Origin of the sequence: Sphingomonas aerolata, from assembly GCF_023935825.1 — a bacterium.
Classification (GTDB): Bacteria; Pseudomonadota; Alphaproteobacteria; order Sphingomonadales; family Sphingomonadaceae; genus Sphingomonas; species Sphingomonas aerolata.
On sequence record NZ_CP098762.1, the window covers coordinates 2,336,096 to 2,362,866 of the forward strand.

Sequence of the window (26,771 nt, forward strand, 5' to 3'; positions counted from 1 at the left end):
CTTGCAAACGCCGCGGCCGCGATTTCGTGCCGCGAGCGGAACAGGTCAGAGATCGCGCAACGCCCGGGCTGGCCTGGCGCTGAGGATCGGCCAGGCCCCGATCAGCCCGATCGCCATCGTCAGCCCCGCACCTACGATCAGCGTTGCGAACACCGCCGGATAGCTCGGCAGCCACGTGAACGCGAAGACCTGCGTGACGACATACCACGCCCCCCCCAGCCCCAGCAGCAGCGCCACCGCGGACAGGATCACCGTCAGAAACGCATATTCGAGCGCCTGGACGCCGAGCACCTGGAGACGCGTCGCGCCGAGCGTGCGCAGGATCACGCCGTCATAGGTCCGCGCTTCACGCGCCGCGGCGATTGCGCCGATCAGCACAGCGATACCGGCGAGGATCGCAACCGACGCCGCCGCGGTGATCGCGGTCGCCATCTGCCCCACGATCGTCCGCAACTGCCCCAGCACGTCGCGGACCTCGATCACCGAAACAGACGGAAACCGCGGGAGCAGCGCACGCATCACCGCCCCCTCCTCGCCACGGTTGAGATCGATCGTCGCCGCCAGATTATGCGGTGCGTCGGCGATCGCGTTGGGCGAGAAGACCATGACGAAGTTGAAGCCGAGCGTATCCCAGCTGATCCGCCGGAACGACGCGATCCGCGCGCTCCGCTCGACACCCAGCAGGCTGTACTGGATCGGATCGCCGATCTTCAGACTGAGCGCCTTGGCCAGCCGCTCGTCGATCGACACCAGCGGCGGCCCGGCATAGCCGCGCGGCCACCAGCGCCCGGCGGTGATCTGGCTGCCGGCGGGCAGCGTCTCGGCATAGGTCAAGCCGCGTTCGCCACGCAGCGCCCAGGCGCCTTCGGGCAAGGTCTTGAGATCGGCGACACGCGTCGTCGCATAGCCCGTGATCGTCCCGCGCATCGCGGGCACGGTGATCACCACCGGCTTGCGCGCGGCCTCAGCGACCGTCCGGCGGAATTCGGCTTCGCGCTGCGGCGGGACGTCGAGCGCAAACAGCGCAGGCGCGCGCTGCGGAACGGTCTGCGCGATATTCGCATCGATGCTCGTCCGGATTGCCGCCAGCAGGACGAACAGCGTCAGCCCCAGGCCGAGGGCGACCACCAGCGTGCCGGTCCGAGCGCCGGGACGGTGCAGTGCTGCAATCGCAAGCCTGAGCAAAGGCTGGCGCGCCCGCGGCAACCGCGCAGCCGCGATCCGGATGACCCAGCCGAACCCGGCAAGGAGGAGCAGCACGGCCGCAACCGCCGCGAGGAATGCGGCGCTGAGCCCGGGCTGTTCCGCGGTCAGCAGCGCGAGCGCAACGAGCGCAAGCCCGCCACCGGAAACCCAGGGCAGCGTCCGGCGCAACGGTACGCGCCGCTGGCCGGCATTGCCACGCAACAGCACGACCGCCGGCACGCTTCCGGCTTCGACCAGTGCTGGCGCGGTAAAGGCCAGCGCGATCACCATCCCATAGGCGGCGGCAAGCAGCAGCGGCACGGGCTGCACCGCGAAGCTCGGCGCGACCGGCAGCACGTCGCCCGCGAGCGCGACGATCAACGGCACCGCCGCGGCGCCGGCGATCAAACCGGCTAGAATGCCGATCCCGGCAACAACGACGATCTGGATCAGGTAGACCCGGGCGATCATCCCGGACGTCGCGCCAAGCACCTTGAGCGCGGCGATGCTCTGCCGCCGTGCGGCGAGATAGGACGAGACCCCATTCCCGACCCCGATACCGGCGATGACGAGCGCGGAGAGTCCGACGAGCAACAGGAACTGGCCCATCCGCTGGACGAACCGCTCGGCACCGGGCGCTGCACGGTCGCGGGTCTTGCTTTCCCAGCCCGCGGACGGGAATGCCGCCTTGATCCGGTCGACCGCGCGCGTTGGCGCGAGTCCCGACGTGAGGCGGACGCGATATTTGGTCTCGTAAAGGCTGCCGGGCTGGATCAGGCCGGTCCGCGCAATCCCGGGCAGCGAAACGATCGCGACGGGCCCCAGCGTAAAGCCTTCGCCCAGCCGGTCAGGCTCCTCGGCGAGGACATGGTCGACCACGAACTCGGCCGTACCCAGCCGGATCCGGGCGCCGCGGCCGACGCCCAGCCGGTCGGCGAGCGCGGGCGCGATCCAGATCCCCGAGTCGCGCGGCGGTTCCGCTACGCCACCATCGGCAAACCGGACCGTGCCGTAGAGCGGATAGGCGCGGTCGACGCCCTTCAGTTCGATCGGGACGCTGGCCGAACCGCGAACCGCCGTCGCCTGCATGCGCACCGTCTCCGATACGGTGCCGAGCGCGGCCATCGCGCGGCGCTCCTCGAGTGTCGCAGCGCGTTGCGACGTGGCGAATTCGACGTCGCCACCCAGGATCGTGCTGCCGCGACTTGCCAGTTCGCCGTCGATCGCGCGGGTCAGGCTGCCGATCGCCGCCAGCGCGCCGACCCCCAGGAACAGACAGGCCAGCAGCAGTCGCAGGCCGCGAAACCGGAGGTTGAGCTCGCGCCTGGCCAGACGCCAGGCGAGCCGCCAGTCGGTCATGCCCCCGCGCCCGTCACGGACCGCAACTGATCGCGGACGATACGCCCGTCACCGAGTTCGACGACCCGGTCGCACCGCGCCGCGAGGACCGGGTCATGCGTGATGATGATCAGCGTCGCGCCGGTCGCCGCGCGTCGGTCGAACAGCAGGTCCATCACCGCCGCACCCGTCGCGGCATCGAGGTTGCCCGTCGGCTCGTCCGCGAAGACGAGGTCCGGCCGCGGTCCCAGCGCGCGGGCGATCGCCACACGCTGCTGTTCCCCGCCCGACAGCTGGGTCGGATAATGCCCGGTCCGGTGGCCAAGCCCGACCGCCTCCAGCTCATCGGCGGCGCGTGCGAACGCATCGGCCATGCCGGCAAGCTCCATCGGGACGGCGACGTTTTCCAGCGCCGTCATCGTCGGCAACAGATGAAATGCCTGGAGCACGATGCCGATACGACCACGCCGCGCGCGCGCCAGCGCATCCTCGTCGAGCGCGCCGAAATCGAGTCCCGCAACCTCGACCTCTCCGCCGCTCGCCTGTTCAAGCCCGGACAGCACCGCCATCAGCGACGACTTGCCCGACCCTGAGGGCCCGAGCAGCGCCACGCTGCTGCCCCGCGCAATGTCGAGATCGATCCCCTTGAGGATCGCGGTTGCCGCACTCGCGCTGCCGAGCGTCAGCGTGACATTGCGGGCCGATATCACCATATCGTCGGAGGTTGATCGGGACATGGAGCACTTTACGTTGGAGCGATACAGGCCTTCATATGTGGCAGTCGCCGCGGTTCTCCAAGCACTGGTCCTCGCGGGGTGCGATCGGGCGGCGGATAGCTCGGCCCCTGTGGCGGCCACCCGCGGCGCGGGCAACGACACGGCCGTCGATGGTACGGCGGTCGCGATGCCGCCCGCGCCGGCCGGTCGCGAGCGCCTGATCCTGGCCTTTGGCGACAGTTTGTACGCGGGGTACGGCGTCGCGCGCGGTCACAGCCTGCCCGACGTGTTGCAGGCGACGCTGCGCCGCAAGGACGTCAACGCGACGATCGTCAATGCGGGCGTCTCGGGCGACACCAGCGCGGCCGGGCGCCAGCGGTTCGCCTTCGCGCTCGACAGCCTGCCCCGCAAACCCGATCTCATCCTGCTCGGACTGGGCGGCAACGATGTGCTGCGTCAGATCGCGCCCGCCGAGACCCGCGCCAACCTGACCGCAATGATGGACGAGGCGCGCCGCCGCAAGATCCCGGTCGTGCTGACGGGCATGCGGGCGCCCCCCAATCTCGGCCCCGAATATCAGGCGGCGTTCGACACGATCTGGCCCGATCTTGCCAAGACCTATGGTGCGGGGCTCTACCCGTTCATCCTCGATGGCGTGATCGGCGACACAGCGCTGATGCAGCGCGACCATGTCCATCCGAACACACGCGGCATCGATCGGATCGCCGATCGATTTACGCCGATCATTCTGGGACAGCTCGATAAAGGCTGATACGGACCAATCGGCCTGTTGACGACCGGACGAACCGCATGGTTGAGCATGGGGTCACGAGCGGCCGTAACGGGCAGCCGAGATGGGCAGCCGACAGGGGCCGCCGACAAGGGCGAATGCAGGGGCGGAACGATGCATCGAAGTGGGTTGATCGCGCGGCTCGAACGCCATCTTGCGCTGACCGAAGAGGAACGCGCCGCGATCTCGCGCGCCGAGCAACGTGAGATCCGGCTCAAGCCCGGCGAGATCCTGATGGCGGAGGGCGGGACGAGCCATGCACTGTTCGTCGTCCATTATGGCTGGCTGCATTCGGCGGCGAGGCTCGCGGCCGGCGGCCGCCAGATCCTGCGCTTCCACTATGCCGGCGACCTGATCGGCACGTCCAGCATCGCCTGGTCGCAGGCCTCGGCGACGCTGACCGCGGTGTCGGACTGTACCGTCACCGAACTACCCAAGGCCGATCTGGGCCAGATCTTTCGCCAGCAGCCGCGGCTCGCCGGGCTGCTTTATGCCATCGCCGCGGCAGAGAATGTCGCGATGAGCGATCGGCTTACCTCGATCGGCCGAAAGGGCGCGGCGGAGCGGCTGACCACGCTCCTGCTCGATATCCTGGCGCGTCTGCGGGTCACCGCGGGTGGCGTGATCGATTCGTTCGACCTGCCCCTGACGCAGAGCGATATTGGGGATGCGCTCGGCTTGACCAAGGTGCACGTCAACCGGACGATCCGCGCGCTGGAGCGTGACGGCGTGATCGAGCGCAACGGTCGACGGGTCCGGATCCTCGACCCGGAGCTTCAAATGCGGCGGACGGGCTTTGTCGACCGCTACGGCGAGATCGAGACGGCATGGCTGCCGCCCGCGCCGTAACCACGGCGCCAGTCCGTTTGGCGGTCAGTTCGGCTCGACGACGAAGAGCGTCACGCCCTCATATTTGATGTCGTGCGGGTTGAATACGGCGTCGGGCCGGAACCCCTCGTCGATCACGACGATATCCTTCAGCCCGGCGAGCTTGAACGTGCCGAGCTTGATCTCCTTGGGCGGCTGTCCGTCGCGCTGCAGCGTGACCGCGTCGACGAACACGTCATCATGCCGCGTGAACAGGATATGCGGCGCGAGTTTGACATGCATCCGGTTGTAGACCGCGGTCACGCACTGGCGCAGCGCGATCGCTTGCAGCAGCAGCGCGTTGGCGTTGCTGGGGACGGAACCGGGTGTCGAAGAAGCAGGCATATGGTGCATCGCAGCATTCTTTAATGGTGTCGCGGCGTTCGCACGAACGCCGGCGGGGTGACAAGCGTAAACCGACGCTGCGGCGGGCTCAAGCCGCCGCGTCGACGCTGTCGGTGTGGACGTCGAAGCCCACCAGCCGCGCTGGCCCGAACGTCGTCGTGAGCGCGGCATCGGTCGCATCGCGGCCGCGCGCCATCAGGGTCCGGCCGATCCGCGGCTGGTTGTGTCGCGCGTCGAACGTATGCCAGCGCCCGCCGAGATAGACGTCGAACCAGGCCGAGAAATCCATCGGTGCGTCGACCGGGGGAATGCCGATATCGCCGAGATAGCCGGTGCAATAGCGCGCCGGAATGTTCATGCAGCGGCACAGCGTGATCGCGAGATGCGCGAAATCGCGGCACACGCCCTGCTGTTCCTGATGCGCATCCCAGGCGGTCTTGGTCGCCCGCGCATGATGATAGCCGAACTCGATATGGTCGTGCGTGAACTGCACGATCGCCTGCACGCGTGCCCAGCCTGAGGGCACATGCCCGAACAGCGACCAGGCAGTTTCGGACAGCCGGTCGGTCTCGCAATAGCGGCTGCCAAGCAGGAAGACGAGGATCTCGTCCGGCAGGTCCTCGACGGCATGCTGGATGGCATCCGGATCGGCCGGGTCGGGCTGCCCGTCATCCTCGATCGTGAAGTCGCACGACAGCGTCAGGCCGCCGGCGGGGACGGTCATCCGCGTGCAGACATTCCCGAACGCGTCGAGATAATCGTAGATCGGGACGTCGGGGCTCGCGACGATCCGGTGCGGGGTGACCAGATCGCGGTTGCGCGACGGGTGAAGGCTCAGCATCGCCATCAGCGGCGTCGGAACATCGGCCTCAAAGCGAATATCATAGCCGGCGCGGATCAGCATGCGGTCGTCTTTCTCATGCCCGGACCGGCTGCGGCGCGAGCGGGGTTGTGGCTGTAGGGGCGGCGCTCGGCTCGTCGACCGCGATGTCGACCGAAACGGTCATGTCGAGGAAACTGCCGGGGAACCCCGCCCAGCTTCCCGAGATCGGCACGGCCTGATAGATATCGCGGGCGATCGCGACGCGGATCAGCCCGCGACTGCCGATGATGCCGTTGGTCGGATCGAACTCGACCCAACCCGATCCCGGCAGATAGATGCGGACCCAGGCATGCGTGTTGCCGCCCCCCGTCCGCTGCTCGCGGCTCGATGGATTATAGACATAGCCCGACACGAACCGCGCCGCGAAGCCGAGCGCGCGCGCCGCTTCGATCATCAGCATCGCATAATCGCGGCAGGTACCCTTGCGCCGGGCAAGCGTCTCGATCGGCGACTGCGTCCCCTTTTCGGGGCGCGGCACATAGGTGAAGTCGCGCCGGATCGCCGCGGTCATGTCGGACAGCATCGCCAGCGTATCGGTCCGCCCCGAGGGATCGAGGAACCGCCGCGCCCAGCGATCGATCTCGCGGTGCGGATCGTGATGCTGGCGCTCGATCGACCGCAACAGGTCGGGCATGTCCTCGGACGAATAGGTGAACGGATAGGAGCGTGCGTACTGCTCGATATCGACCGTCGCGAGTTCGGCGGGGCTGTGATCAAGCCGCACCCGGCTGTCGAACACGAGTTCGCGCGCACGGCGATCGAACGTCGCGATCGCCACCGAATTGCCGAACACGTCGTGCAGCCACCGCACCTCCGACGGTTCGGGGGTTATGGTCAGCTCGGCCGAAATCAGCTGCTGGTCATAGCTTTCGCGCGGACGGACCATGATACGGTGCTCGCCAAATGCTACCGGTTGCCGGTAAGTGTATCTCGTCACGTGAGAAAGTGTGAGAAATGGCATTCAGGATCCGTATCGCATGACCAACCGGACCGAGGGACCGCTGATCGCGGCAGGAGACAGGCCTCCGACCGTTATCGTCAACCCGAAAGGCGCATCATCGTTCCTCCTGATCGGCGATCATGCTGGAAACTCAGTGCCCGTGTCGCTCGGGTCGCTCGGTCTCGACGATGCCGAGCTGGGGCGGCACATCGGCTGGGACATCGGCGTCGGCGAGGTCGGGCGCCTGCTCGCAAACCGGCTCGACGCAGTCTTCATCCATCAGACCTATTCTCGGCTGGTCGTCGACTGCAACCGGAGCGAGACGCAACCCGATGCGATCGCCGAGACCAGCGACGGCACGCCGATCCCCGGCAATCGCGACCTGAGCGAGGCGGATCGAGCCGCGCGATATGCCGTGATCCATGCGCCCTATCATGCGGCGATCGCGGCCGAGATCGCACGCCGGGATGCCGCCGGACAACCGACGATCCTGGTTGCGCTGCACAGCTTCACCCCGGCGATGCGCGGCGCGGACGGGGCGGGATTGCGGCCCTGGCATATCGGAATCCTGCACGATGGCGGCGACACGCGCTTCGCCCTCGCGATGCTCGAGGTCCTGGCGGGCGAGCCCGACCTCGTGGTGGGTGACAACAAGCCCTATCGGATGGACTTAATCGATTATACGATCCCGCGGCACGCCTATCCGGCACGGCGCCTCTATGCGGAGATCGAGATCCGCCAGGACCTGATCGGCGCGCACGATGGCTGTGCCGCTTGGTCCGAACGGGTCGCGTCCGCTCTGACATCCGCCAGCGCGCGCGTCCGTTCCGCATGACACCAAACTTCCCGGGGATCGACCACCGCCTGTCTCGCGTTTGACGACCCGGGTCCGGTGACTCCGGCCGCATGGCCGGTCGTGTGCCGGACCCGAGTTGGTGTTCCTGCGAGTATAAAATTCGATGCCCTCGAGTCCGAACAACGTCCCCGGGAACGACTGTCAGCACGTATCGGGACATCCCGGCGAAGGCGACTATCGCGAAGTGTTCACCGCGATCGATATCGGCTTCGGGCTGGTCGATCTGATCTTCGACGGCGATCGCGTGGTCGATTGTCGGTTCCTGGAAACGAACGCGCAATTTCTCCGGCAGACGGGCTTGCGCGACCCGGTCGGACAGACCTGGCACGCGCTGCAGCCCGCACTGGATGGCGACTGGATGGGGACGTTCGGCGAGATCGCCCGGACCGGGCACGCAACCCGGTTCGAGACGCGCGTGGCGCAGCGCGATCGGCGCTATGATGCACAGGTCGCGCGGATTGGCGAGCCGGGCTCGGTCAGGATCGCCGTGCTGCTCAGCGACGTGACCGAGCGGCACAGGACAGAGACGCTCGCCCGCGAGGCCGAGGAACGGTTGCAGCTGGCGCTTTCGGCCGGGGGCGGGATCGGTACCTGGGACTGGGACATCGCCCGGGATCGCGTCACCGCCGATGCCCGGTTCGCTCTGCTGTACGGGGTGGATCCGGCAGCCGCGGCGGCGGGCGCACCGATCACGACGTTCTTTCAAGGCATTCATCCGGACGACCGCGCTCGCACCGAGCAGGCCATCGAGGCGGCCGTCCGATCGGGCGGACCCTTCGAAGCCGAATATCGCCTGCTCGAGCGCGACGGGACGATCCGCTGGGTAATCGCGCAGGGCCGCTGCGAGCGCGCGGCCGACGGGACTGCGCTACGTTTTCCCGGGATCAGCTTTGAAATCACCGCCCGCAAGCTCGCCGACGTGCGGCAAACCGCGTTGCTGGCACTCGGCGACGCGATCCGCGATCTGACGGCCCCTGCGGCAATCGCCTATGCAGCGGCCGAAATCCTCGGCCACGCTCTGCAGGTCAGCCGGGTCGGCTATGGCGTGATCGACGCCCTAGCCGAGACGATCACCGTCGAGCGGGACTGGAATGCGCCGGGGACACGCACCCTGGCGGGCATGCTGCAGTTCCGCGACTATGGGTCCTATATCGAGGATCTGAAGGCAGGGCGCACGGTCGTGATCGCCGATGTCGAGCGCGACCCGCGCACCGCTGCGGGTGCTGCCGGCCTGAAGGCGATCAGCGCATGGTCGTTCGTCAACATGCCGTTGCTCGAACAGGATGCCTTCGTCGCGCTGCTCTATGCCAATCACGATCAGCCGCGAGTCTGGGCGGACGAGGAACTCCAGCTTATGCGCGAGGTCGCGGACCGGGTTCGTGCGGCGACCGAGCGGCTGCGTGCGGAAGCAGCACTCCGCGAGAGTGAAGAACAGTTCCGCGTCTTCGCGCAAGCGGTGCCCAGCCTGATCTGGGCGGCGCGTCCCGATGGCGAGATCTACTGGGTCAACCAGCAGGTCTATGATTATGCCGGTATTTCGCCCGGCGCTCTAACTGGATCCGGCACCTGGCTGTCACTGGTTCACGCCGACGATCGCGAGGCCACTGCGACGACGTGGCAGGCCGCACGCGATACGGGCACTACCTATGCCGCCGAGTTCCGGTTGCGTAGTGCTGATGGCGGCTACCGATGGTTTCTTGCTCGCGCGGAGCCGGTACGGACCATCGTCGGCCAGATCACGCGCTGGGTCGGCACCAATACGGACATCGACGATGGCCGCCGGCATGCCGCCGAACTGCTCGCCTGGACCGAAACGCTCGAGGATCAGGTCGCCGCGCGCACCCGCGAGTTGATGGATGTCGAGGCCGCACTGCGCCAGAGCCAGAAGATGGAAGCCGTGGGCCAGCTGACCGGCGGGCTGGCGCACGACTTCAACAATCTGCTGACCGGAATCATGGGCAGCCTCGAGCTGCTCGGCATCCGCATCGCACAGGGACGGCTGGGCGATGTCGAACGCTACTCGCTTGCCGCACAGGGTGCCGCCAAGCGTGCCGCGGCGCTCACCCACCGTCTGCTGGCCTTTTCGCGGCGGCAGACGCTCGATCCCCGGCCGACCGACGTCAATCGGTTGATCGGCGGGCTGGAGGAGCTCGTGCGCCGGACAGTCGGGCCCGACGTCGCCGTCGAGGTGGTCGCCTCCGCCGGGCTGTGGTCGACGCTCGTCGATCCCAACCAGCTCGAAAACGCGATCCTCAACCTGTGCATAAACGCGCGCGATGCGATGCCCACGGGCGGACGGCTGACGATCGAGACGGCCAATCGCTGGATCGACGCGCGGATGGGTCGCGACCGCGATCTCGATCCCGGTCAATATGTCTCGCTCTGTGTGTCCGACAACGGCACCGGCATGCCGCCCGAGGTCGTCGCCAAGGCCTTTGATCCGTTCTTCACGACCAAGCCTTTGGGTCTGGGCACGGGGCTCGGCCTGTCGATGATCTACGGCTTTGCGCGCCAGTCGGGCGGACAGGTCCGGATCTATTCGGAGGTCGGCGAAGGCAGCAATATCTGCATCTATCTGCCACGGCATTTCGGTCCGTCGGACGAGGACGAACCGCAGCCCGATTTTGCCGAGGTCCCGCGCGCTATCCGTGGCGAGACCGTCCTGATCGTCGACGACGAGCCCACCGTTCGCATGCTGGTCGTAGAGGTGCTCGAGGAACTGGGCTATGCCGCGATCGAGGCCGCGGACGGGCCAGCCGGCCTGAAGATCCTCCAGTCCGACACGCGCATCGACCTGCTGGTCACGGATGTCGGCTTGCCGGGGGGGATGAACGGGCGGCAGATGGCGGATGCCGCGCGCGTAGGCCGTCCGGACCTCAAGATCCTCTTCATCACCGGCTATGCCGAAAATGCGGTGGTCGGCAACGGCCATCTCGATCCGGGCATGCACGTGATGACGAAACCCTTTGCGATCGACGCGCTGGCCGGTCGTATCCGCGATCTCATCCGCCTGCCCTAGTCCACATGCCAGCCACCCCTGCCTGGGTTGTGCCAGTCCATGACGGAAAGTTCATTTAAGGGGTTTAACGCCGTTTCGGCCACAGCTAGAGGATCTGCTCAAAGGGGAAGCTAAGGCGATGATGCGGAAGGCAAGTTTACTTTCCGTCTGGGCGTGCCTGTCGGCGCTTGGCGCCTGCAACCGGCACCAGTCGACGCTGGCTCCGTTCGGCGAACAGGCCGATCAGGTGCTGTCGATCACCATCGTGCTGGTCGTCGGCGCGGTCGTGCTTGCACTGGGTCTTGCGCTGCTGATGCGGCATGCGATCCGCGCGCCCGAGGGGCGGTTGACGCACAAGGGCGGGATGAAGATGGTCCTGTGGCTTGGCGGGATCGGCCCGTCGATCCTGTTGCTCGCGCTGCTGCTCTACGCGTTGCCCGCGATGCGCCCCCGACCGGTCGCCGATGCCGACCTGCGGATCGGCGTCGATGGCGAGCAGTTCTGGTGGCGCGTACGCTATGCTCCTCCCGGCGGCGCGGTCGTCGAAGCGGCGAACGAACTCCGCCTCCCCGTCGGCCGCACCGTCGAGCTGTCGCTGCGCAGCCCCGACGTCATCCACAGCTTCTGGGTGCCGGGGCTCGCGGGCAAGATGGACATGATCCCCGGCCGCACCAATCGCCTCGTCGTTCGCGCGACCAAGGCGGGAACATATCGCGGCGTCTGCGCCGAATTCTGCGGGCTGGGGCATGCGCTGATGGCATTCGACGTCATCGCGATGGAGCCCGCTGCATTCGAACGCTGGCTCACCGCGCAGGCGCGTCCGGCTACGGTCACCGCATCGCCCGGTGCGAGGCTGTTCGCCAGCTATGGCTGCAGCGGCTGCCACAGCGTTCGCGGTGTGGGCCCGGCGGCGAAGATCGGCCCCGACCTGACGCATTTCGGTTCGCGCCCGACGCTCGCGGCGGGGATCCTGCCGATGACCCATGCCAATATCGCGCGGTTCGTGCGTCAGCCCGGCAAGACCAAGCCCGGCGTCCGCATGCCCGCCTTCCCGCGGATGTCGGCCGCCGAAGCCGATCAGATCGCCAGCTATCTTCAGGGGCTGAAATGACGACCGACAGTCCGGCCTATGTCGCCCCCGACCAGAACGATCCCGCGGTCCGCAAGGGCCAGGAGGATCGCCTGCGCGAGGTGTGGAAGCCGCCCTCGGGCTGGTTCTTCCGCTGGACCGACGTCAACAACAACCGGATCGGCGTCTGGTACACGCTGACCGCGTTCGGCTTCATGCTGTTCGCGGGCGTGCTCGCGCTGATCATGCGCACGCAGCTGGCGGTGCCGAACAACGATCTCGTCACCGCGAACACGTTCAATCAGCTGTTCACGCTGCACGGCTCGATGATGATGTTCCTGTTCGCGGTGCCGATGTTCGAGGCGGTCTCGATTATTCTGCTGCCACAGCTGCTCGGCGCGCGTGATCTGCCGTTTCCGCGACTGTCGGGCTTTGGCTATTGGAGCTTCCTGATCGGCGGCGTGTTCGTCTCCGGATCGATCTTCTTCGATGCCGCGCCCGATGGCGGCTGGTTCATGTATCCGCCGCTGACGACGCGGACCGATCTTAGCGGGCTCGGCGCGGACATCTGGATGCTGGGCCTCAGCTTCATCGAGGTGTCGTCGGTCGCAGCCGCCGTCGAACTGATCGTCGGCGTGCTCAAATGCCGCCCGCCCGGCATGCGGCTCAACCTCATGCCGCTTTACGCTTGGTACATCCTGGTCGTCGCGGTGATGATCCTGTTCGCGTTCCCGCCGCTGATCGCGGGCGACGTGCTGTTCGAGATGGAGCGGCTACTCAACTGGCCGTTCTTCAACGCGGACAAGGGCGGCGATCCGTTGCTGTGGCAGCACCTGTTCTGGATCTTCGGCCACCCCGAAGTCTATATCGTCTTCCTGCCGTCGATCGCGCTGTTCGCGATGCTGATCCCGACCTTCGCGCAGCGGCATCTGCTGGGGTATCCGTGGATCGTGCTGGCGGCGGTCGGCACCGCGTTCCTCAGCTTCGGGCTGTGGGTCCACCACATGTTCACGACCGGGCTGCCCAAGATCAGCCTCGCCTTCTTCGCGGCAGCGTCCGAGGCGGTTGCGATCCCGACCGGCGTCCAGATATTCGTGTTCATCGCGACTCTGTGGGCGGGCAACGTCAAGAAATCGACGCCCTTGCTTTACGCGAGCGGCAGCCTTGCGGTGTTCGTGATCGGCGGTCTGACCGGCGTGATGGTCGCGGTCGCGCCTTTCGACTGGCAGGCACACGACACCTATTTCATCGTCGCGCATCTCCATTACGTGCTGATCGGCGGGACGCTGCTGCCGCTGTTCGCCGGGCTCTATTATTACTGGCCACTGGTGACCGGCAAGAAGCTGTCGGACAGGCTCGGGCGAACCGCGTTCTGGATCATGTTCGTCGGCATGAACCTGACCTTCTTCCCGATGCATCTGTCGGGCCTGCTTGGAATGCCGCGCCGCGTGTTTACCTACCCCGAGGAACTCGGCATCGGCGGGCTCAACCTCGCCTCGACCGCGGGCTCCTACATGTTCGCACTCGGCGTGCTGATCGTGTGTATCGACCTCGCGCTCTCGCCGCGCCGCCCGAAGGCGCCGCGCAATCCGTGGAATGCGGGCACGCTCGAATGGCTGGCGCTGCCCGATGACGAGGACTGGGGCATCCGCTCGGTCCCGCTGATCGAGAGCCGCTATCCGATCTGGGACCAGAAGAACTTCGTCCAGAAGGTCGACGAGGGCCGCTTTTTCCTGCCCGACGCGGAGGAGATGCGGCGCGAGTCGATCATCACCACCGTGCTCGATGCGCGGCCGTTGCAGGTCATCCGCCTCGGCACGCCCAGCGTGAAGCCGATGATGACCGCGGTCGCACTGGCAGGCGTCTTCATCCTGACGACCTATCACCTCTATCTGCTGTCAGCGCTCAGCGGCGTCGCGACGCTCGCCTGCGTGCTGTGGTGGCTGTGGACCGGTACCGCCGAGATTCCCGAAAAGCCGACCAAGCATATCGGCCACGGGATCGAGGTGCCGCTCTATACGTCGGGGCCATCGGCGCCGGGCTGGTGGGCGATGTTCATCACGATGATGGCGGATGCGACCGCGTTTTCGGGCCTGGTCTTCGGCTATTTCTTCTTCTGGACGATCCATAGCAATTTCCCGCCCACGGGCGCGGGGCTGGACGGACCGGGCGTATTCTGGCCGATGGTCGCGCTGGCGCTGACCTTGACCGGCTGGGCGGCGACCGTCGGCGCGCGCGAGGTGCATCGTCGCGGCAACGTCGCCGTGGGCCGCCTATTGCTGGTCCTCGGCATCGTCGCAACGCTGTCGAGCCTGTTCGCCGGGCTCGCCGGGCCGTGGTATTCGGGGATGGACCCTGAACTGCATGTCTATCCGGCGATCGTCTGGACGCTCGCGATCTGGACCGCAGTGCACGCCGCGATCGGCGTGATCATGCAGGCCTATACGCTCGCGCGCAGCCTCGCAGGCAAGATGACGCCGGTCTATGACGCCGACCTGCGCAACATCACCGTCTACCACCATTTCCTCGCACTGACGGGGATCGTGACGTTCTGCACGATCGGCCTGTTCCCGGGGGTCGCATGACAACACCCAAGGACAATCGGAAACACTGGGCGCGCGACCTGAAGGTCACGCTTTGGACGCTGATCGTCCCGCCGACGATCTGGGCCGTGCATTTCCTGTTCTGCTATCTGTGGGTCGCGGTGACGTGCGCCAAGTCCCCCACGCCGGCGACGGCGCTGACGGGCTTTCCCGTGGCGACCCTGATCGCGACGATCGTCGCGCTGCTTGGTATCCTCGCCGCGGGCTATATCGCGCGTGTCCAGTCGCAGACGCCCGGTGACGCCCCGCCGCATGACGAGGGGACCGCGATCGACCGGCTGCGCTTCCTTGCGCTGTCGACCCGGCTTCTCGCTGGCCTGAGCTTCGTCGCGGTGATCTTCACCGCGCTGCCCGTGATCGTCTTCGGCGATTGCCGATGAGGCGCGCGAGCCTCGCGCTCGGCGTCGCGCTGGTGCCGATCGGCTGGGCGTTCGCCGCCGCGCCGCTCGGCATGGTCGGCCACATGACCGGCCACATGATCGCGGTCGCGGTCGCGGCCCCCTTCCTCGCTTATGGTATCGCGGGCAGCCGTTTCGATCCCGCCGAGCGCTGGCCGGCGATCGTCACTCCGCTGGCCATGTCGCTGGTCGAGCTGGTCGTCGTGTGGCTCTGGCACCTCCCCGCGCTCCGGCTGCGCGGCGACATGCAGCCGGTTGCGCTGCTGCTCGAACAGGCGAGCTTCCTCGCCGCCGGCCTGCTGCTCTGGAGCGCGGTGCTCGGCACACGCACCGGCGGCGCGACCGACCGGCGTGTGTCGGGCGTCGCGGCGATGCTGCTGACGTCGATGCACATGACCCTCCTCGGCGCACTCGTTGGCCTCGCCCCCCGGCCGCTTTACGCGATGATGGCGATGCACCCGGCCGCGCACGGCCTCGACGCGCTCGAGGATCAGCAGCTCGGCGGCGTCGTCATGCTGATGGTCGGCGCGGCAAGCTATTTCCTCGGCGGGCTCGCGATGCTCGGCGGGGTACTGAAGACACGGAGCGCGACGGCATGACGATCCGCATTACCTGGGCGCGCGCGATCGCCGCGATCGTCGCGCTGGCGCTTGCCGGGCTGTTGTTCGCCTGGTCGGGCGTGTTCAACATCGCCGCCTCGTCGGGTCATTGGAAGATCACCGACTGGTTCCTTCACTGGACGATGCGCAATTCAGTGCGCACGCACGCCGCCTTTACCGCGCCCGACGATCCCAAGGCGAATGAAGGCCTCGTCAGCGCGGCGGGCCTGTTCAGGGCAAGCTGCGCCTCGTGCCACGGCGCGCCCGGCGTGCGTCCGTTGCCGGTGATGCAGGCGGCGACGCCCCCTGCCCCCGACCTCGCGGTCAACGCGCGCGAATGGACCGACAAGCAGATCTTCTGGATCCTCAAGCACGGCGTCAAATATACCGGCATGCCCGGCTGGGCGGCCAAGGATCGCGACGATGAGGTCCGCCGCATGGTCGCGTTCGTCCGCCTGTTGCCGGAGATGTCGCCCGCGACCTACCGCGCACTGACCGAAGTCCCCGGCAGCGGCACCGCCGGTCCTGACGCGGCACGCATCGCCGTCTGCGCCGGCTGTCATGGCACGGACGGCCGCGGCCGTGGCCAGCCCGACATGCCCGTGCTCGGCGGCCAGAGCCCCGTCTATCTGCGTGCCGCACTCCAGGCCTATGCGACTGGCAAGCGCCAGAGTGCGGTCATGGCCAACGCCGCCGCGACGCTGACGCCCGGAGAGATGACGCGGCTTGCGCGGCATTTCGCCGCCATGCCGGGTCTCGGCACGACCACAGCGTCGGGCAGCGTGAATGCCGCGCGGATCGTCCGCGAGGGCCTGCCTGCCAAGCAGCTTCCCGCCTGTGCCAGCTGCCATGCACCGGGCAAGCCCTATCCGGTACTTGCCGGGCAGAGCGCCAGCTACATTGCGCAGCGTCTGCGCAACTGGCGGGGCGACGAGACGGTGGTAGACGCGCGCAAGTCGCAGGCGACGATGCCGGTCATCGCGCGCCGCATCCCCGAGGACATGATCGACCCGATCGCCGCGTATCTCGCCGGTAAATAAGCTGCGTCCCGCCGCACGCGGGACGCAGCCCGGATCAATCGCTCACCGCGACGAAGACCGGTCCGTCCACGAAAAGGTCGGCTGCGCGCTCGCCGGTCGCGAGCCGCGTTTCACCCCACCATGCCGCAGGAACCGCCGCCCCCGACTGATCGAGCAGTTCCGCCGCGCAGCGTAGCGCGACCGCAACCCGCAATGTCTGCTCACTGGCGCGGCGCTCGAAGGCGAGGACATGCGCGGCGCGCGATCCGGTCACGTCGAGAGGAAAATAGTCGCCCTGGGCGAAGATCTCGGGTGCGTCCGCCCGGGTCGCGAGCAGGCGGGCGATCAGCGCGAGCTTTGGAGGCGCATCGTGCTTGAGGAGGCGCACGCGGCAGGCATAATCCACCGGCCGGCGGTTATCCGGATCGACCAAGCTGAGATCCGCCAGCTCGGTGCCCTGATACAGATCGGGGACCCCCGGCACGGTGTAGCGCAGCGCCGTCTGAACGAGCGCATTCGCCTGCGCCGCCGCTGCCGTCGCTTCGACAAGATCTTGCAGCTCGCGCAGAAACCACGCGGAACGATCCGGGTCGAGCAAGGCGCGGGCGAGTCCGTGACAGCGGTCCTCATAGGCCTCGTCCGGCGCCTCCCAGGACGACCGCAGCTTGGCCTCGCGCAGCGACTTTTCCTGCCAACCGACGATGCGCTCAGCATAGGCGGCAAGCCCTGCGCGGTCATCGATCTGGAGCCCCTCGGGCCACGCCCCGAACAGCGTCTGCAGCAGCATATAGGCGTCGCCTGGATCCACCGCGTCGTCGATAGCGGCCGCCGCGGCGAGCCAGCCCGTCACGGTCTCACGCCAGCGGCCCGGGATCTCGCTCAGCACGGCGAGCCGGGCACGGACGTCTTCGCCACGCTTGTGATCATGCGTCGCCGAGGCCAGCATCGCACGCGGCCAACAGGCAGCGCGCTCCGCCATCGCGGCATGAAACGCCTCGACCGGCAGCGCGAAGGCTGCCGGGTCGAACCCGACGTCGTTGCGCGACAGCAACCGGCCATAGCGGTAGAAGGCGGTGTCCTCGACGGCCTTGGCCACGATCGGTGCCGAGAGTTGCTGGAACCGCCTCACCGCCGCCGTGGCGAGGTCCGGGTCGCCCGGACCTTCGCCGGCGAGCCAGTCGAGGATCAGGTCGACGACCGGTCCTTCGCCGGGTGCCAGATGCGTCGCAACTCGCTCGCGCACGGTCGCCCGGATCGCGGCATCGGCGGCGGGTGCCGCTACGCCGGTGCCATAGGTGCGATAGACCGGAAAGACCCAGAGCATGCGCTCGACCGCCCGCCGGATCATCCCCGCCGTCAGCCCGTCGCCTTGCGGCGTCGACCGTGCCAGCGCGACGAACGCCGCGACGCAACGGCCAAGCTGCCCCTCGAACTGCCAGGACAGCATGTCCTGACGCGCGCGCAGATCCTCGGGCTCGAACGCGGCCGACCGCCCGCTGATATCCGCCCAGAGCTCGGCGAGCGGTGCGGCGCCGCCCTCGTCATGCAACAGAGCGGTGACCTGCGCCATGAAGTCGTACCCGCTGGTACCGTCGATCCCCCAGTCGGTGGCGAGCGGTTCGCCCTCTGCGAGGATCTTCTCGACGACGATATAGGCCGGATCCGCGCCAGCTGGCGTGATCGCGTCGAAGTGCGCGCGCAGCGTTCGGCAATAGCCGGCGGGGTCGGTCAGTCCGTCGACATGATCGACCCGGACACCGTCGATCAACCCCTCGGCATAGAGGTCGAGATACAGGCGATGGCTCGCCTCGAAAACCACGGGATCTTCCGCGCGCAGTCCGGCGAGATCGTTGATCGTGAAAAACCGCCGCCAGTTGAGATCATCGTTTGCGGTGCGCCACGATGCCAGCCGGTAATGCTGCCGATCGAGCAGCGCGGTCAGGTCGTCGCTCGCCGCGGTCGCGTGATCCTCGGGGCGGAGCGGCAGACGGTGTTCGCCATAGGCGACGAGCATCGGCACATCGTCGACCAGTTCGACGCTGAGCGCACCCTGCGCGATCGCCACCGACACCGGATCGCCCAGGATCGGGAGCAGGACGGGTTCGCGCCAGTCGATGTCGAAGAATTTTGCATAATGGCTCGACGCGCCGTTCGCGAGGACGTCGTTCCACCATCCATTCTCGCCGCCCGCCACACCCATGTGATTGGGGACGATGTCGACGATCATGCCCATGCCGTGCGCCTTCAACCGGTCGACGAGCCGGCGAAACCCCGCCTCGCCACCCAGTTCGGGATTGATCCGGGTCGGATCGACAACGTCATAGCCGTGCCTCGATCCGGACCGTGCCGTCGCGATCGGCGATGCGTAGAGATGGCTGATCCCGAGCGCGGCGAGATAAGGCACCTGCGCCTCGGCGTCCGCGAAGGTGAAGTCCTTGTAGAACTGCATCCGGTAGGTCGCACGCGGCGTCATGATGCGCGCGCCGTTTCGATCAGGGCGATGCGTGCGGCAGTGTCGGGGCGCGCGAGCAGCGCGTCGGTGGTGTCTGGCATGCGTCTCCGCCAATTGGGGTGTTCGTCGGTCGTGCCGGGAAGATTGGGCTGCTCGACGAGACCGACGAGGTCCTCGAGCGGGAAGATCGCCAGCCCGCATGGCGTCCGTGCGACATGCGCCAGCGCGGCGTCGACGACCGGCGCGGGGTCGCTCGGGTCAGGCTGTGGCCCCGGCTCGCCGAGTGCGGTCCACAAACGGGACCGATCTTCGGCGCGGGCGGCATGGTCTGCCGCCTCATCCGCCGCCTCGCTGGTCCGGCTAAGGGCCCAGTTCCAGGCGATATCACGACCCTGCCACCAGCCCGCGATCGTCGCGAGATCATGCGTCCCGCTCATCGCGACCGCGTCGACCGACCAGGAGTCGGGGGGAATGAAATCACCGTCGCCGTCGCGCTCGAACCAGAGCACGCGCATCCCCAGCATCGCCCGTGCGTCCATCGCCTCGCGAAACCCGTCGGGCACGGTCCCCAGATCCTCGCCGATGACGATCGCGCGCGCGCGGTGCGATTCGATCGCGATGATCCGCATCATGTCGGCAAACGGCATGTCGAGATACGCCCCATCCGCCGCCGACGCGCCGTCCGGCACCACCCATAGCCGGCGCAGGCCAAAGGCGTGATCGATGCGAAGCCCGCCGGCATGCGCCAGACCCGCGCGGATCGTCGCGATGAACGGCGCGAAGCCGTTTGCCACCAGCGCGCGCGGATCGAATCCGGTGATGCCCCAGGCCTGCCCGTCGGGGCCAAGCGGGTCGGGTGGCGCACCGATCGACAGGCCGTTCAGCAGATCACCCCGCCGCCGCCACGCATGGCTGCCGCCCGGATCCATGCCGACCGCGAGATCCGCGACCAGACCGACCGCCATGCCGCCATCAATTGCCGTGCGCTGCGCCCGTTCGAGCCCGGCATCCGCCAGCCACTGAAGGAAGACATAGAAGTCGCACGTATCACGCTGCTCGGTCATGAACGCGGCGACCGCGACGCCATCGGGATCCTGATAGACGGCGGGCCAGTCCTGCCATCCCCGGGCGCCCGACTGCGCAAGAAAATGTGCATGAAGCGCATCGAACGCGGCGTGGAAACGCAGGTCACTGCCGCCCCTTGCGCCGAACGCCTCGACCTCGTCTCGTACGGTGTCCGGCAACGTATCGAACCGTCGACGCAGTGCGACGAGGCGATCCGGGATCGCGCCCGCCCAGTCGATCAATGCGCGCGGCGACCCTGCGTCTGCCTGCGCATCGCCCGCTATCACGGACGGAACGGCGAGCATGACGTTGAGGAACTGGCGGCTCGACGGGGCATAGGGGCTGAACCGGGTCGCATCCGCCGGGAACAGCGCATGCGTCGGGCTGATCGCCACCGCATCGGCACCGCGCGTCGCGAACGCGCGCACCGTGTCCGCAAGCGTGCCGAAGTCGCCGAACTCGGTGCCCCGGCCGTCGCGCAGCGCCGGGATCTGCACCGCCGGGCCCCAGAGACGCCCACCTGCCTCGACGTCCGCGATAGTGACGCAGCGCGGTGGCGCGATCGCGAGCCGGATGTCCCGGCCGCCGATCGTGAGCATGTGGTATCCCGGCTCCGTGACGCCCGGCAGCTGCCCGTCGACGATCGTCACGGCACGCGACGACCCGTCTTCCAACGTCAGGACCGCAGATCCGCCGCCTACCCCGACCGGCACCGGCGCACCGACGTCCGCCGAGACGAACGTCGGAGGTTCGGCACGCGCCGCGCGCGCAGTGGCGAGGCTCGCGCGTATCGCCGCCTCGCTGTCCGCGGGAAGTCCGAGCGCGTTCAGGATCGCTTGCAACGCCTCGTCGGCCACGGTCTGCGCCCGTCCGCCAGCGTCCTGCCACCGGGGCTGCAGACCAGCGGCGGCGGCAAGGTCGTGGAGCAGGCTCATGCCGCCAGCCACACGGCGACGCTAGCGCGCTGCCCCGCATCGCCCTGTGCGAACAACATCTCGCCAGAAGTCTCCGGAAACGCGACCGGATCCTCGCCGAGATTGAGCGCGATCGTGAGCACCGCGCCGTCGCCCAGCGTCCAGCGCGCGACGACCGCCGCCGGCCCGATCGCCTCGGCGCCGATCGCGCGCGTGCCGGACAGGCGCGGTATGATCGCGCGCTGCCGGACTGCGATCAGCGTGCGATAGAGATCACGCCACGCATCGGCGTCGGGACCGGGTGCAGCAACCGACGCCTCGAAGGTCGCGCGTGCATTCGGATCGGGTATCGCCGCGCGGGCGGATTCGTCGGCGAACGCGGCAAACTTCGCAAATTCCCGGCGCCGGCCATCGCGCACCGCATCGGCGAGCTCGTCATGGAAGTCGGTGAAGAACAGGAACGGCGTCTCGCTCCCCGTCTCGTCCCCCATGAACAGCAGCGGGATCTGCGGGCAGAGCAGCAGCAGGACTGTCGCCGCACGCAACCGCGCGTGATCGGTGAGCCGCGTCAGCCGCTCGCCAAGCGCCCGGTTGCCGATCTGGTCGTGGTTCTGCAGAAACGACACGAACGCGGTCGGGGAAAGGTGCGCGCTCGACGTGCCGCGCGTCCGACCGTCATGATTGGCCGACCCCTCCCCCTGATAGATGAACCCTTCGCCCAGGCACCGCGCGAGACGCTCCGCCGGCCGGTCGGCGAAGTCGGCATAATAAGCGCTGGTCTCGCCCGTCAGCAGCACGTGAAGGACATTGTGAAAGTCGTCGTTCCACTGCGCATCATAGCCGCCAGGGCGCAGCCGATCGGCGTCGTTGCGCTCGTTCTCGAGGACGAGGTGGACCGGCCGGTCGGTGACCGTCGCGCGGATCTCCGCCGCCATCGCATCGAGAAACCGGTCATTGTCGATCGCGTGGACGGCATCGAAGCGCAGACCGTCGATCCGGTAGTCGGTGAGCCACATCAACGCGTTCTCGATGAAGTAGCGCGCAACGGGCTCGACATCGACCGCCACCGCCCCGCCCCAAGGCGTATCGACGTCCTTGTGAAAGAACGATCCGGCATAGGCGCCGAGAAAATTTCCGTCGGGTCCGAAGTGATTATAGACGACATCGAGCAGCACCGCGACGCCCAGCGCGTGCGCCGCGTCGACCATCGCCCTCAAATCGTCGGGCGTGCCGTAGCTCTCGGCGACCGCATAGGGCAGGACTCCGTCATAGCCCCAATTGCGCGTGCCGCCGAACGCCGCGACCGGCATCAGCTCGATCGCGGTCACGCCGAGCGCGGCGATCTCGGGCAGGCGTGCCGTGATCCCGGCGAAACCACCCATGGTGCCGGCATGGACCTCCATGATCACCAGCTCCTCCCAGCGCCGCCCGCGCCAGTCGGTCGATTGCCAGCGATACGCATCGGGATCGACGGTGACGCTCCAGCCATGCACACCCCCCGATTGCTGGCGCGAGGCCGGATCGGGAACGACCAGGTCTTCGCCGATCCGGAAGCGATAGCGCGCCCCTGCGCCGACATCGGCGGTCGCGGTGAACCATCCGTCGGCCTGCCCGTCCATCGACGTCGGCGCAGCCCCGTCGATCTCCAGCGCCACCCGGTCGGCATCGGGCGCCCAGAGCCGGAACGCCGTGCCGCCGTTCGCCGGCGTCGCGCCCCACGCGCTCATGCCGGATCCATCGTCCAGGACAGCAGCGCCGCACCCTGTGGTGCGAGGTCATAGCTGTCGGTGATCGGCATCGGTAGCTGATCGGGCTTGGCGCTGTCGATCAGTACCATACGCTCGACCTCGGAGGGCGGTGGCATGGTGAAGGTCAGCGGACCCTCCGACGCGTTCAGCAGCAACGACACGACCTGGATCCTGCCATCCTCGCACAGCGCCGCACGACGCATCGTCAGCGCACGGCCATTGGTGTTTTCCCAGTCCTCAGGCGACAGCTGGACACCGCGCTCGTCCCACCATTCGATGTCCTTCAGACCCTCCGCCGGGGTATCCTCGCCGTAGAGGAAATTGCCCGCGCGCAGCATCGGATAGTCGCGCCGCAACGCGGCCAGCCGCGCGGTGAAGTCGATCAATGCTTCGCCCTCGGGGGTCTTCGCCTGCGTCCAGTCGAGCCAGCTGATCTCGTTATCCTGGCAATAGGCGTTGTTGTTGCCGCCCTGCGTCCGCCCGAACTCGTCGCCCGCGACGAGCATCGGCGTGCCGAGCGAGGCGAACAGCGTCGTCAGCATCGACCGCGCGACCCGCTTGCGCGTTTCCGCGATCGCGGGATCGTCGGTCGGCCCCTCGACACCCCAGTTGCGCGAGCAATTGTTCGAATGGCCGTCGCGATTGTCCTCGCCATTCGCCTCGTTGTGCCGTTCCTCATAGGCCGTCGTGTCGGCGAGCGTGTAGCCGTCATGCGCGCCGAGCAGGTTGACGCTCGCCCAGGGGCGCCGCGCACGGCGATCGAACAGATCCGCCGACCCGGTCAGCCGCGCCGCCAGATCCGCGCGCTGCGCATGGTCACCGCGCCAGAACTTGCGGACGGTATCGCGGTACTTGTCGTTCCATTCGGCAAAGCCCGGGGGGAAATTGCCGAGCTGATAGCCACCCGGACCGATGTCCCACGGTTCGGTGATCAGCTTCAGCCTGCCCAGTACCGGATCCTGGCGCAGCACGTCGAAGAAGCCGGCGCCCGGATCGAAGCCGGTATCGGTCCGCCCCAGCGTCAGCCCGAGATCGAAACGGAACCCGTCGATCCCGAAGCTGGTCGCCCAGTAGCGCAGCGAATCCGCCACCATCTGGATCACCCGCGCCTTGGTCAGGTTCAGCGTGTTGCCGGTCCCCGTGTCGTTGATCGAGAAGCGCGGCTGATCCTTGACCAGCCGGTAATAGCTCGCATTGTCGAGCCCGCGCCACGACAGTGTCGGCCCCTGCTCGGACCCCTCGCACGTGTGATTGTAGACGACGTCGAGGATCACCTCGATCCCCGCCGCATGGAGACGGCGGATCGACCGGCGCAGTTCGTTGTGACTGTCGGTCGCGAAGAAGGAGCGTTCGGGCGTAAAGAAGTTGAGGGTGTTGTACCCCCAGTAATTCCGGAGCCCCTTCTCCTGTAGGAACCGGTCCTGCGTATAGCTCTGGATCGGCAGCAGCTCGAGCGCGGTCACGCCGAGCCGCTTCAGATGATCGATGACCTTGGGATTGCCGAGCGCGGCGAAGGTCCCGCGTTCGGAGGGCTGCACCTCGTCGAACAGCTTGGTCAGGCCCTTGACGTGCGCCTCGTAGATGATCGTCTCGGACCAGGGCGTGTTCGGGCGGACGTCGCGCGACCAGTCGAAATGGCTGTCGGTCACGACACCCTTGGGCATGGTCAACGCATTGTCGCGCCGATCGAAGCTCAGATCCTCGCGCGCTGACTTGACCTGATAGCCGTACATCGCGTCGGTCCAGCGCAACTCGCCCGTCATCGCCTTGGCATAGGGATCGAGCAGCAGCTTGTTAGGATTGAACCGGTGGCCCTCTTCGGGTGCATACCGGCCATAGGCGCGATAGCCATAGGACAGCCCCGGCTGCGCATCGGGGAGATAGCCGTGCCACACCTCGTCGGTCCATTCGGGCAGGACGTAGCGCTTCAGTTCACGGCGGCCGCTGTCGTCATAGACGCACAGCTCGATCTTCTCGGCATTGGCCGAATAGACCGCGAAATTGACCCCGAGCCCGTCGAACGTGGCGCCGAGCGGATAGGCCGAACCGGCCTCGAGCGTATCAGGCAGAAGATGCAAAGCGAGCCCCCAGATTGACGCCAACCCCCACCATTCTAGCAGCGCGGCGGCGTGTCAGGGCGAAAACCCGCCTGCTCTCGGCAATGTTCCCGGTTCGGTTTCTTTTCCCTGTCGACGAGAAATTACCGGCGGTCTCGTGCAAAGCGGGTGACGCCGATCGGCGTCACCCGGCGCGTCGCCGCCGCTATCCAAGCTGCTCGAGTTTCGCTTCCGGTGCTGCGGCCGAGGCGCGGAACCGCGCGACGCTCGCCTCCTCGAACGACCTGGCAACGACCGTCGATACCGTCTTGAAGTCCGCAGTGGCATGCTCCGGCGTCAGCGTCAGGACGATGTACCCCTTGCGATCCTGGTCGCAGAACCGGACCTCGTCATTGGCGTCGGCGATCAGCGTCCCGATCCCCGGTATCAGCGAGCCATAGGACGGGCTGGTGATCGCGGTCGCGCCGAATTCGACTGCGACGAGCTTCCCCGATGCATCGTGCAGATCGTTCGCCCAGCCGGCATGGCTATCGCCCGACAGCACGACCGGTCGCGACCCCGACCGCGTGAACGCGGCATAAAGCCGTTCGCGTGCTGCGGGATAGCCGTCCCAGCTGTCGAAGTTGAACGGCAGGCCCGCGCGATAGGATGCCATGCTCGCCATCAGCGCGGTGCGCCATTTCTCGGGCAGCCGCGCCATCATCGCGGCGAAGCGATCGGGGCCGAACTGCTTCTCGAGATCCGGGCCGGCCACGCGCGCCATCACCACCTGGTTGCCGAGTACCTGCCATGGCTTGCGCGCCGTGACCGACGCCGCCATCGTCCGCTCGATCCAGGCGAGCTGCGGTGCGCCCAGCATTTCGCGACCCGGCTGCGCGCGCTCCGCCATCATCGGGGCATATTCGGCAGGCGCAATCGCCTCGCCCTTCGCCGCGACCTGCCTGCTCCGCGCGAGCAGCCGCGTCTCGACCATCACCAGCGTCGCGAGATCGCCGAACTCGAAACTGCGGTTGATCGCTTCCCACGGCTCGCCGGGCTTCGGATCACGGATCGGCATCCATTCGAAATAGGCCTGCATCGACGCGGCCTTGCGCGCCTTCCAGTCGCCCTCGGTCGCCGGGTCATGGTTCTCGGCGCCACCGATCCAGTCGTCATTGGCGACCTCATGATCGTCCCACACGCAGATGAACGCCGCCCGGGCATGCGCCGCCTGCATGTCGGCGTCGCGCTTCACCTGCGCGTGACGCATCCGATAGTCTGCGAGCGTCACGATCTCATGCGCAGGCTCGACCAGCCGGCCGATCTTCTTGCCGATGTCGCCGCCATAGCCGTCGATGGCATATTCATAGATGTAGTCGCCGAGATGCAGCACCGCGTCGAGCCGGTCGAGTTTGGCGATCGAAGCATAGGCGTTGAAGAACCCGCCGGGGTAGAGCTGGCACGACACCACGCCCATGACGACATCCGCAACCACGCCGCGGGGCAGCGTGCGGACCCGGCCGACGGGCGAGCGCGTGCCCGCCGCGGTTTCGAACCAGTAGCGATACTCGGTTCCGGGCTTCAGCCCCGTGACCGCGACCTTGGCTGTGAAGTCGCGCGCGGCACGCGCCGCGATACGGCCCGAGTGGAGGGGCGTATCGCCCTCGCGCAGTGCGACATGCCAGGTCAGCGCGATATCGCCGGCCTGTTGCGGATCCTGCGGGGTCGCGCGCGTCCACAGGATCGCGCCGTCCGCGGAGGGATCGCCGCTCGCCACGCCGTGGTCGAAGCGCGCTGCCCCGGCGCTGCCGTTCGGGCGCGCCGCGGTGGCGAGGCCGGGAAGCGCGAGCGCGGAGCCGGAGCCGAAGAGCGTGAGGGCGTCGCGGCGATTGATCGTCATAACAGTGCCTTTTGCGGTGATGCCGCCTGCTAGGGGCGCTCGGCGTCAGT

19 protein-coding genes are annotated in these 26,771 nt (G+C 67.5%); 9 read left to right on the forward strand and 10 right to left on the reverse strand.

What is annotated here, in order from left to right; genetic code table 11:
* Nucleotides 1–45 precede the first annotated feature (45 nt).
* On the reverse strand, nucleotides 46–2,544 hold the full coding sequence (locus tag NEF64_RS10725) for an ABC transporter permease (protein ID WP_056408051.1): 2,499 nt from the start codon (nucleotides 2,542–2,544) through the stop codon (nucleotides 46–48).
* Nucleotides 2,541–3,236, reverse strand: coding sequence for an ABC transporter ATP-binding protein (locus NEF64_RS10730; protein ID WP_235516454.1), 696 nt, complete (start codon nucleotides 3,234–3,236; stop codon nucleotides 2,541–2,543). Before NEF64_RS10730 ends, NEF64_RS10725 begins: the two co-directional genes overlap by 4 nt.
* 133 nt (nucleotides 3,237–3,369) lie before the next feature.
* On the opposite strand from NEF64_RS10730, the gene NEF64_RS10735 reads away from it, so the two are divergent.
* Together NEF64_RS10735 and NEF64_RS10740 are read left to right on the forward strand one after the other, a co-directional pair.
* A complete protein-coding gene (locus NEF64_RS10735; protein WP_235516453.1) occupies nucleotides 3,370–4,011 on the forward strand; it encodes an arylesterase in 642 nt (213 codons plus the stop codon).
* A gap of 132 nt (nucleotides 4,012–4,143) precedes the next feature.
* The gene (locus NEF64_RS10740; protein WP_031395205.1) at nucleotides 4,144–4,878 is read left to right on the forward strand and encodes a Crp/Fnr family transcriptional regulator; all 735 of its coding nucleotides are present in this window, start codon (nucleotides 4,144–4,146) and stop codon (nucleotides 4,876–4,878) included.
* A gap of 24 nt (nucleotides 4,879–4,902) precedes the next feature.
* Here the strand turns inward: NEF64_RS10740 and NEF64_RS10745 are convergent, their stop codons facing one another.
* The 3 genes from NEF64_RS10745 to NEF64_RS10755 form a co-directional block, all read right to left on the reverse strand.
* Nucleotides 4,903–5,241, reverse strand: a complete 339-nt coding sequence (locus NEF64_RS10745) for an amidohydrolase family protein (protein ID WP_042467360.1) — start codon at nucleotides 5,239–5,241, stop codon at nucleotides 4,903–4,905.
* Between the two features lie 88 nt (nucleotides 5,242–5,329).
* Nucleotides 5,330–6,145: a transglutaminase-like domain-containing protein gene (locus tag NEF64_RS10750; protein ID WP_031395203.1), complete on the reverse strand. Its 816-nt coding sequence runs from the start codon at nucleotides 6,143–6,145 to the stop codon at nucleotides 5,330–5,332.
* Nucleotides 6,146–6,158: 13 nt separating this feature from the next.
* A complete protein-coding gene (locus tag NEF64_RS10755) occupies nucleotides 6,159–7,085 on the reverse strand; it encodes a transglutaminase family protein (protein WP_056408046.1) in 927 nt (308 codons plus the stop codon).
* A gap of 16 nt (nucleotides 7,086–7,101) precedes the next feature.
* Between NEF64_RS10755 and NEF64_RS10760 the strand changes: the two genes are divergently transcribed.
* The 7 genes from NEF64_RS10760 to NEF64_RS10790 all read left to right on the forward strand — a co-directional run bounded on the left by NEF64_RS10760 (nucleotide 7,102) and on the right by NEF64_RS10790 (nucleotide 16,627).
* Complete coding sequence (locus tag NEF64_RS10760) at nucleotides 7,102–7,899, forward strand: N-formylglutamate amidohydrolase (protein WP_252573721.1); 798 nt, start codon at nucleotides 7,102–7,104, stop codon at nucleotides 7,897–7,899.
* Nucleotides 7,900–8,023: 124 nt separating this feature from the next.
* Nucleotides 8,024–10,939 carry a PAS domain-containing protein gene (locus NEF64_RS10765; RefSeq protein WP_056408043.1) on the forward strand — a complete coding sequence of 972 codons (2,916 nt, stop codon included), beginning with the start codon at nucleotides 8,024–8,026 and terminating at the stop codon, nucleotides 10,937–10,939.
* 121 nt (nucleotides 10,940–11,060) lie between these two features.
* The gene (locus tag NEF64_RS10770) at nucleotides 11,061–12,029 is read left to right on the forward strand and encodes a c-type cytochrome (RefSeq protein WP_252574934.1); all 969 of its coding nucleotides are present in this window, start codon (nucleotides 11,061–11,063) and stop codon (nucleotides 12,027–12,029) included.
* Entirely contained in the window at nucleotides 12,026–14,572 is a 2,547-nt protein-coding gene (gene ctaD / locus NEF64_RS10775; protein WP_056408040.1) for a cytochrome c oxidase subunit I, read from the forward strand. Before NEF64_RS10770 ends, ctaD begins: the two co-directional genes overlap by 4 nt.
* Nucleotides 14,569–14,970 carry a hypothetical protein gene (locus NEF64_RS10780; RefSeq protein WP_042467339.1) on the forward strand — a complete coding sequence of 134 codons (402 nt, stop codon included), beginning with the start codon at nucleotides 14,569–14,571 and terminating at the stop codon, nucleotides 14,968–14,970. Before ctaD ends, NEF64_RS10780 begins: the two co-directional genes overlap by 4 nt.
* Nucleotides 14,967–15,587 carry a cytochrome c oxidase assembly protein gene (locus tag NEF64_RS10785; RefSeq protein WP_056408036.1) on the forward strand — a complete coding sequence of 207 codons (621 nt, stop codon included), beginning with the start codon at nucleotides 14,967–14,969 and terminating at the stop codon, nucleotides 15,585–15,587. Before NEF64_RS10780 ends, NEF64_RS10785 begins: the two co-directional genes overlap by 4 nt.
* Nucleotides 15,584–16,627, forward strand: a complete 1,044-nt coding sequence (locus tag NEF64_RS10790; RefSeq protein WP_056408033.1) for a c-type cytochrome — start codon at nucleotides 15,584–15,586, stop codon at nucleotides 16,625–16,627. Before NEF64_RS10785 ends, NEF64_RS10790 begins: the two co-directional genes overlap by 4 nt.
* A gap of 34 nt (nucleotides 16,628–16,661) precedes the next feature.
* On the opposite strand, the gene treY is transcribed toward NEF64_RS10790, so the two are convergent.
* The 5 genes from treY to NEF64_RS10815 all read right to left on the reverse strand — a co-directional run bounded on the left by treY (nucleotide 16,662) and on the right by NEF64_RS10815 (nucleotide 26,721).
* Nucleotides 16,662–19,079, reverse strand: coding sequence for a malto-oligosyltrehalose synthase (gene treY, locus NEF64_RS10795; protein WP_252573724.1), 2,418 nt, complete (start codon nucleotides 19,077–19,079; stop codon nucleotides 16,662–16,664).
* A complete protein-coding gene (gene malQ / locus NEF64_RS10800) occupies nucleotides 19,076–21,058 on the reverse strand; it encodes a 4-alpha-glucanotransferase (RefSeq protein ID WP_056408732.1) in 1,983 nt (660 codons plus the stop codon). Before malQ ends, treY begins: the two co-directional genes overlap by 4 nt.
* Nucleotides 21,055–22,764 (reverse strand): malto-oligosyltrehalose trehalohydrolase, encoded by a 1,710-nt coding sequence (gene treZ, locus NEF64_RS10805; protein ID WP_252573726.1) that lies wholly within the window; start codon nucleotides 22,762–22,764, stop codon nucleotides 21,055–21,057. The genes malQ and treZ overlap by 4 nt, the downstream gene beginning before the upstream one ends.
* Nucleotides 22,761–24,863, reverse strand: coding sequence for a glycogen debranching protein GlgX (gene glgX / locus NEF64_RS10810; protein WP_252573728.1), 2,103 nt, complete (start codon nucleotides 24,861–24,863; stop codon nucleotides 22,761–22,763). The genes treZ and glgX overlap by 4 nt, the downstream gene beginning before the upstream one ends.
* Before the next feature lie 184 nt (nucleotides 24,864–25,047).
* Nucleotides 25,048–26,721: an alkaline phosphatase D family protein gene (locus NEF64_RS10815; protein ID WP_056408022.1), complete on the reverse strand. Its 1,674-nt coding sequence runs from the start codon at nucleotides 26,719–26,721 to the stop codon at nucleotides 25,048–25,050.
* Between the last annotated feature and the right edge of the window lie 50 nt (nucleotides 26,722–26,771).

Excerpts from the sequence above, each read along its gene's own strand:
- NEF64_RS10725 (WP_056408051.1), bottom strand. The coding sequence starts at position 2,544 with ATGACCGACTGGCGGCTCGCCTGGCGTCTGGCCAGGCGCGAGCTCAAC.
- NEF64_RS10730 (WP_235516454.1), bottom strand. The coding sequence starts at position 3,236 with ATGGTGATATCGGCCCGCAATGTCACGCTGACGCTCGGCAGCGCGAGT.
- NEF64_RS10740 (WP_031395205.1), top strand. The coding sequence starts at position 4,144 with ATGCATCGAAGTGGGTTGATCGCGCGGCTCGAACGCCATCTTGCGCTG.
- NEF64_RS10745 (WP_042467360.1), bottom strand. The coding sequence starts at position 5,241 with ATGCCTGCTTCTTCGACACCCGGTTCCGTCCCCAGCAACGCCAACGCG.
- NEF64_RS10750 (WP_031395203.1), bottom strand. The coding sequence starts at position 6,145 with ATGCTGATCCGCGCCGGCTATGATATTCGCTTTGAGGCCGATGTTCCG.
- NEF64_RS10755 (WP_056408046.1), bottom strand. The coding sequence starts at position 7,085 with ATGCCATTTCTCACACTTTCTCACGTGACGAGATACACTTACCGGCAA.
- NEF64_RS10760 (WP_252573721.1), top strand. The coding sequence starts at position 7,102 with ATGACCAACCGGACCGAGGGACCGCTGATCGCGGCAGGAGACAGGCCT.
- NEF64_RS10765 (WP_056408043.1), top strand. The coding sequence starts at position 8,024 with ATGCCCTCGAGTCCGAACAACGTCCCCGGGAACGACTGTCAGCACGTA.
- NEF64_RS10770 (WP_252574934.1), top strand. The coding sequence starts at position 11,061 with ATGCGGAAGGCAAGTTTACTTTCCGTCTGGGCGTGCCTGTCGGCGCTT.
- ctaD (WP_056408040.1), top strand. The coding sequence starts at position 12,026 with ATGACGACCGACAGTCCGGCCTATGTCGCCCCCGACCAGAACGATCCC.
- NEF64_RS10780 (WP_042467339.1), top strand. The coding sequence starts at position 14,569 with ATGACAACACCCAAGGACAATCGGAAACACTGGGCGCGCGACCTGAAG.
- NEF64_RS10785 (WP_056408036.1), top strand. The coding sequence starts at position 14,967 with ATGAGGCGCGCGAGCCTCGCGCTCGGCGTCGCGCTGGTGCCGATCGGC.
- NEF64_RS10790 (WP_056408033.1), top strand. The coding sequence starts at position 15,584 with ATGACGATCCGCATTACCTGGGCGCGCGCGATCGCCGCGATCGTCGCG.
- treY (WP_252573724.1), bottom strand. The coding sequence starts at position 19,079 with ATGACGCCGCGTGCGACCTACCGGATGCAGTTCTACAAGGACTTCACC.
- malQ (WP_056408732.1), bottom strand. The coding sequence starts at position 21,058 with ATGAGCCTGCTCCACGACCTTGCCGCCGCCGCTGGTCTGCAGCCCCGG.
- treZ (WP_252573726.1), bottom strand. The coding sequence starts at position 22,764 with ATGAGCGCGTGGGGCGCGACGCCGGCGAACGGCGGCACGGCGTTCCGG.
- NEF64_RS10815 (WP_056408022.1), bottom strand. The coding sequence starts at position 26,721 with ATGACGATCAATCGCCGCGACGCCCTCACGCTCTTCGGCTCCGGCTCC.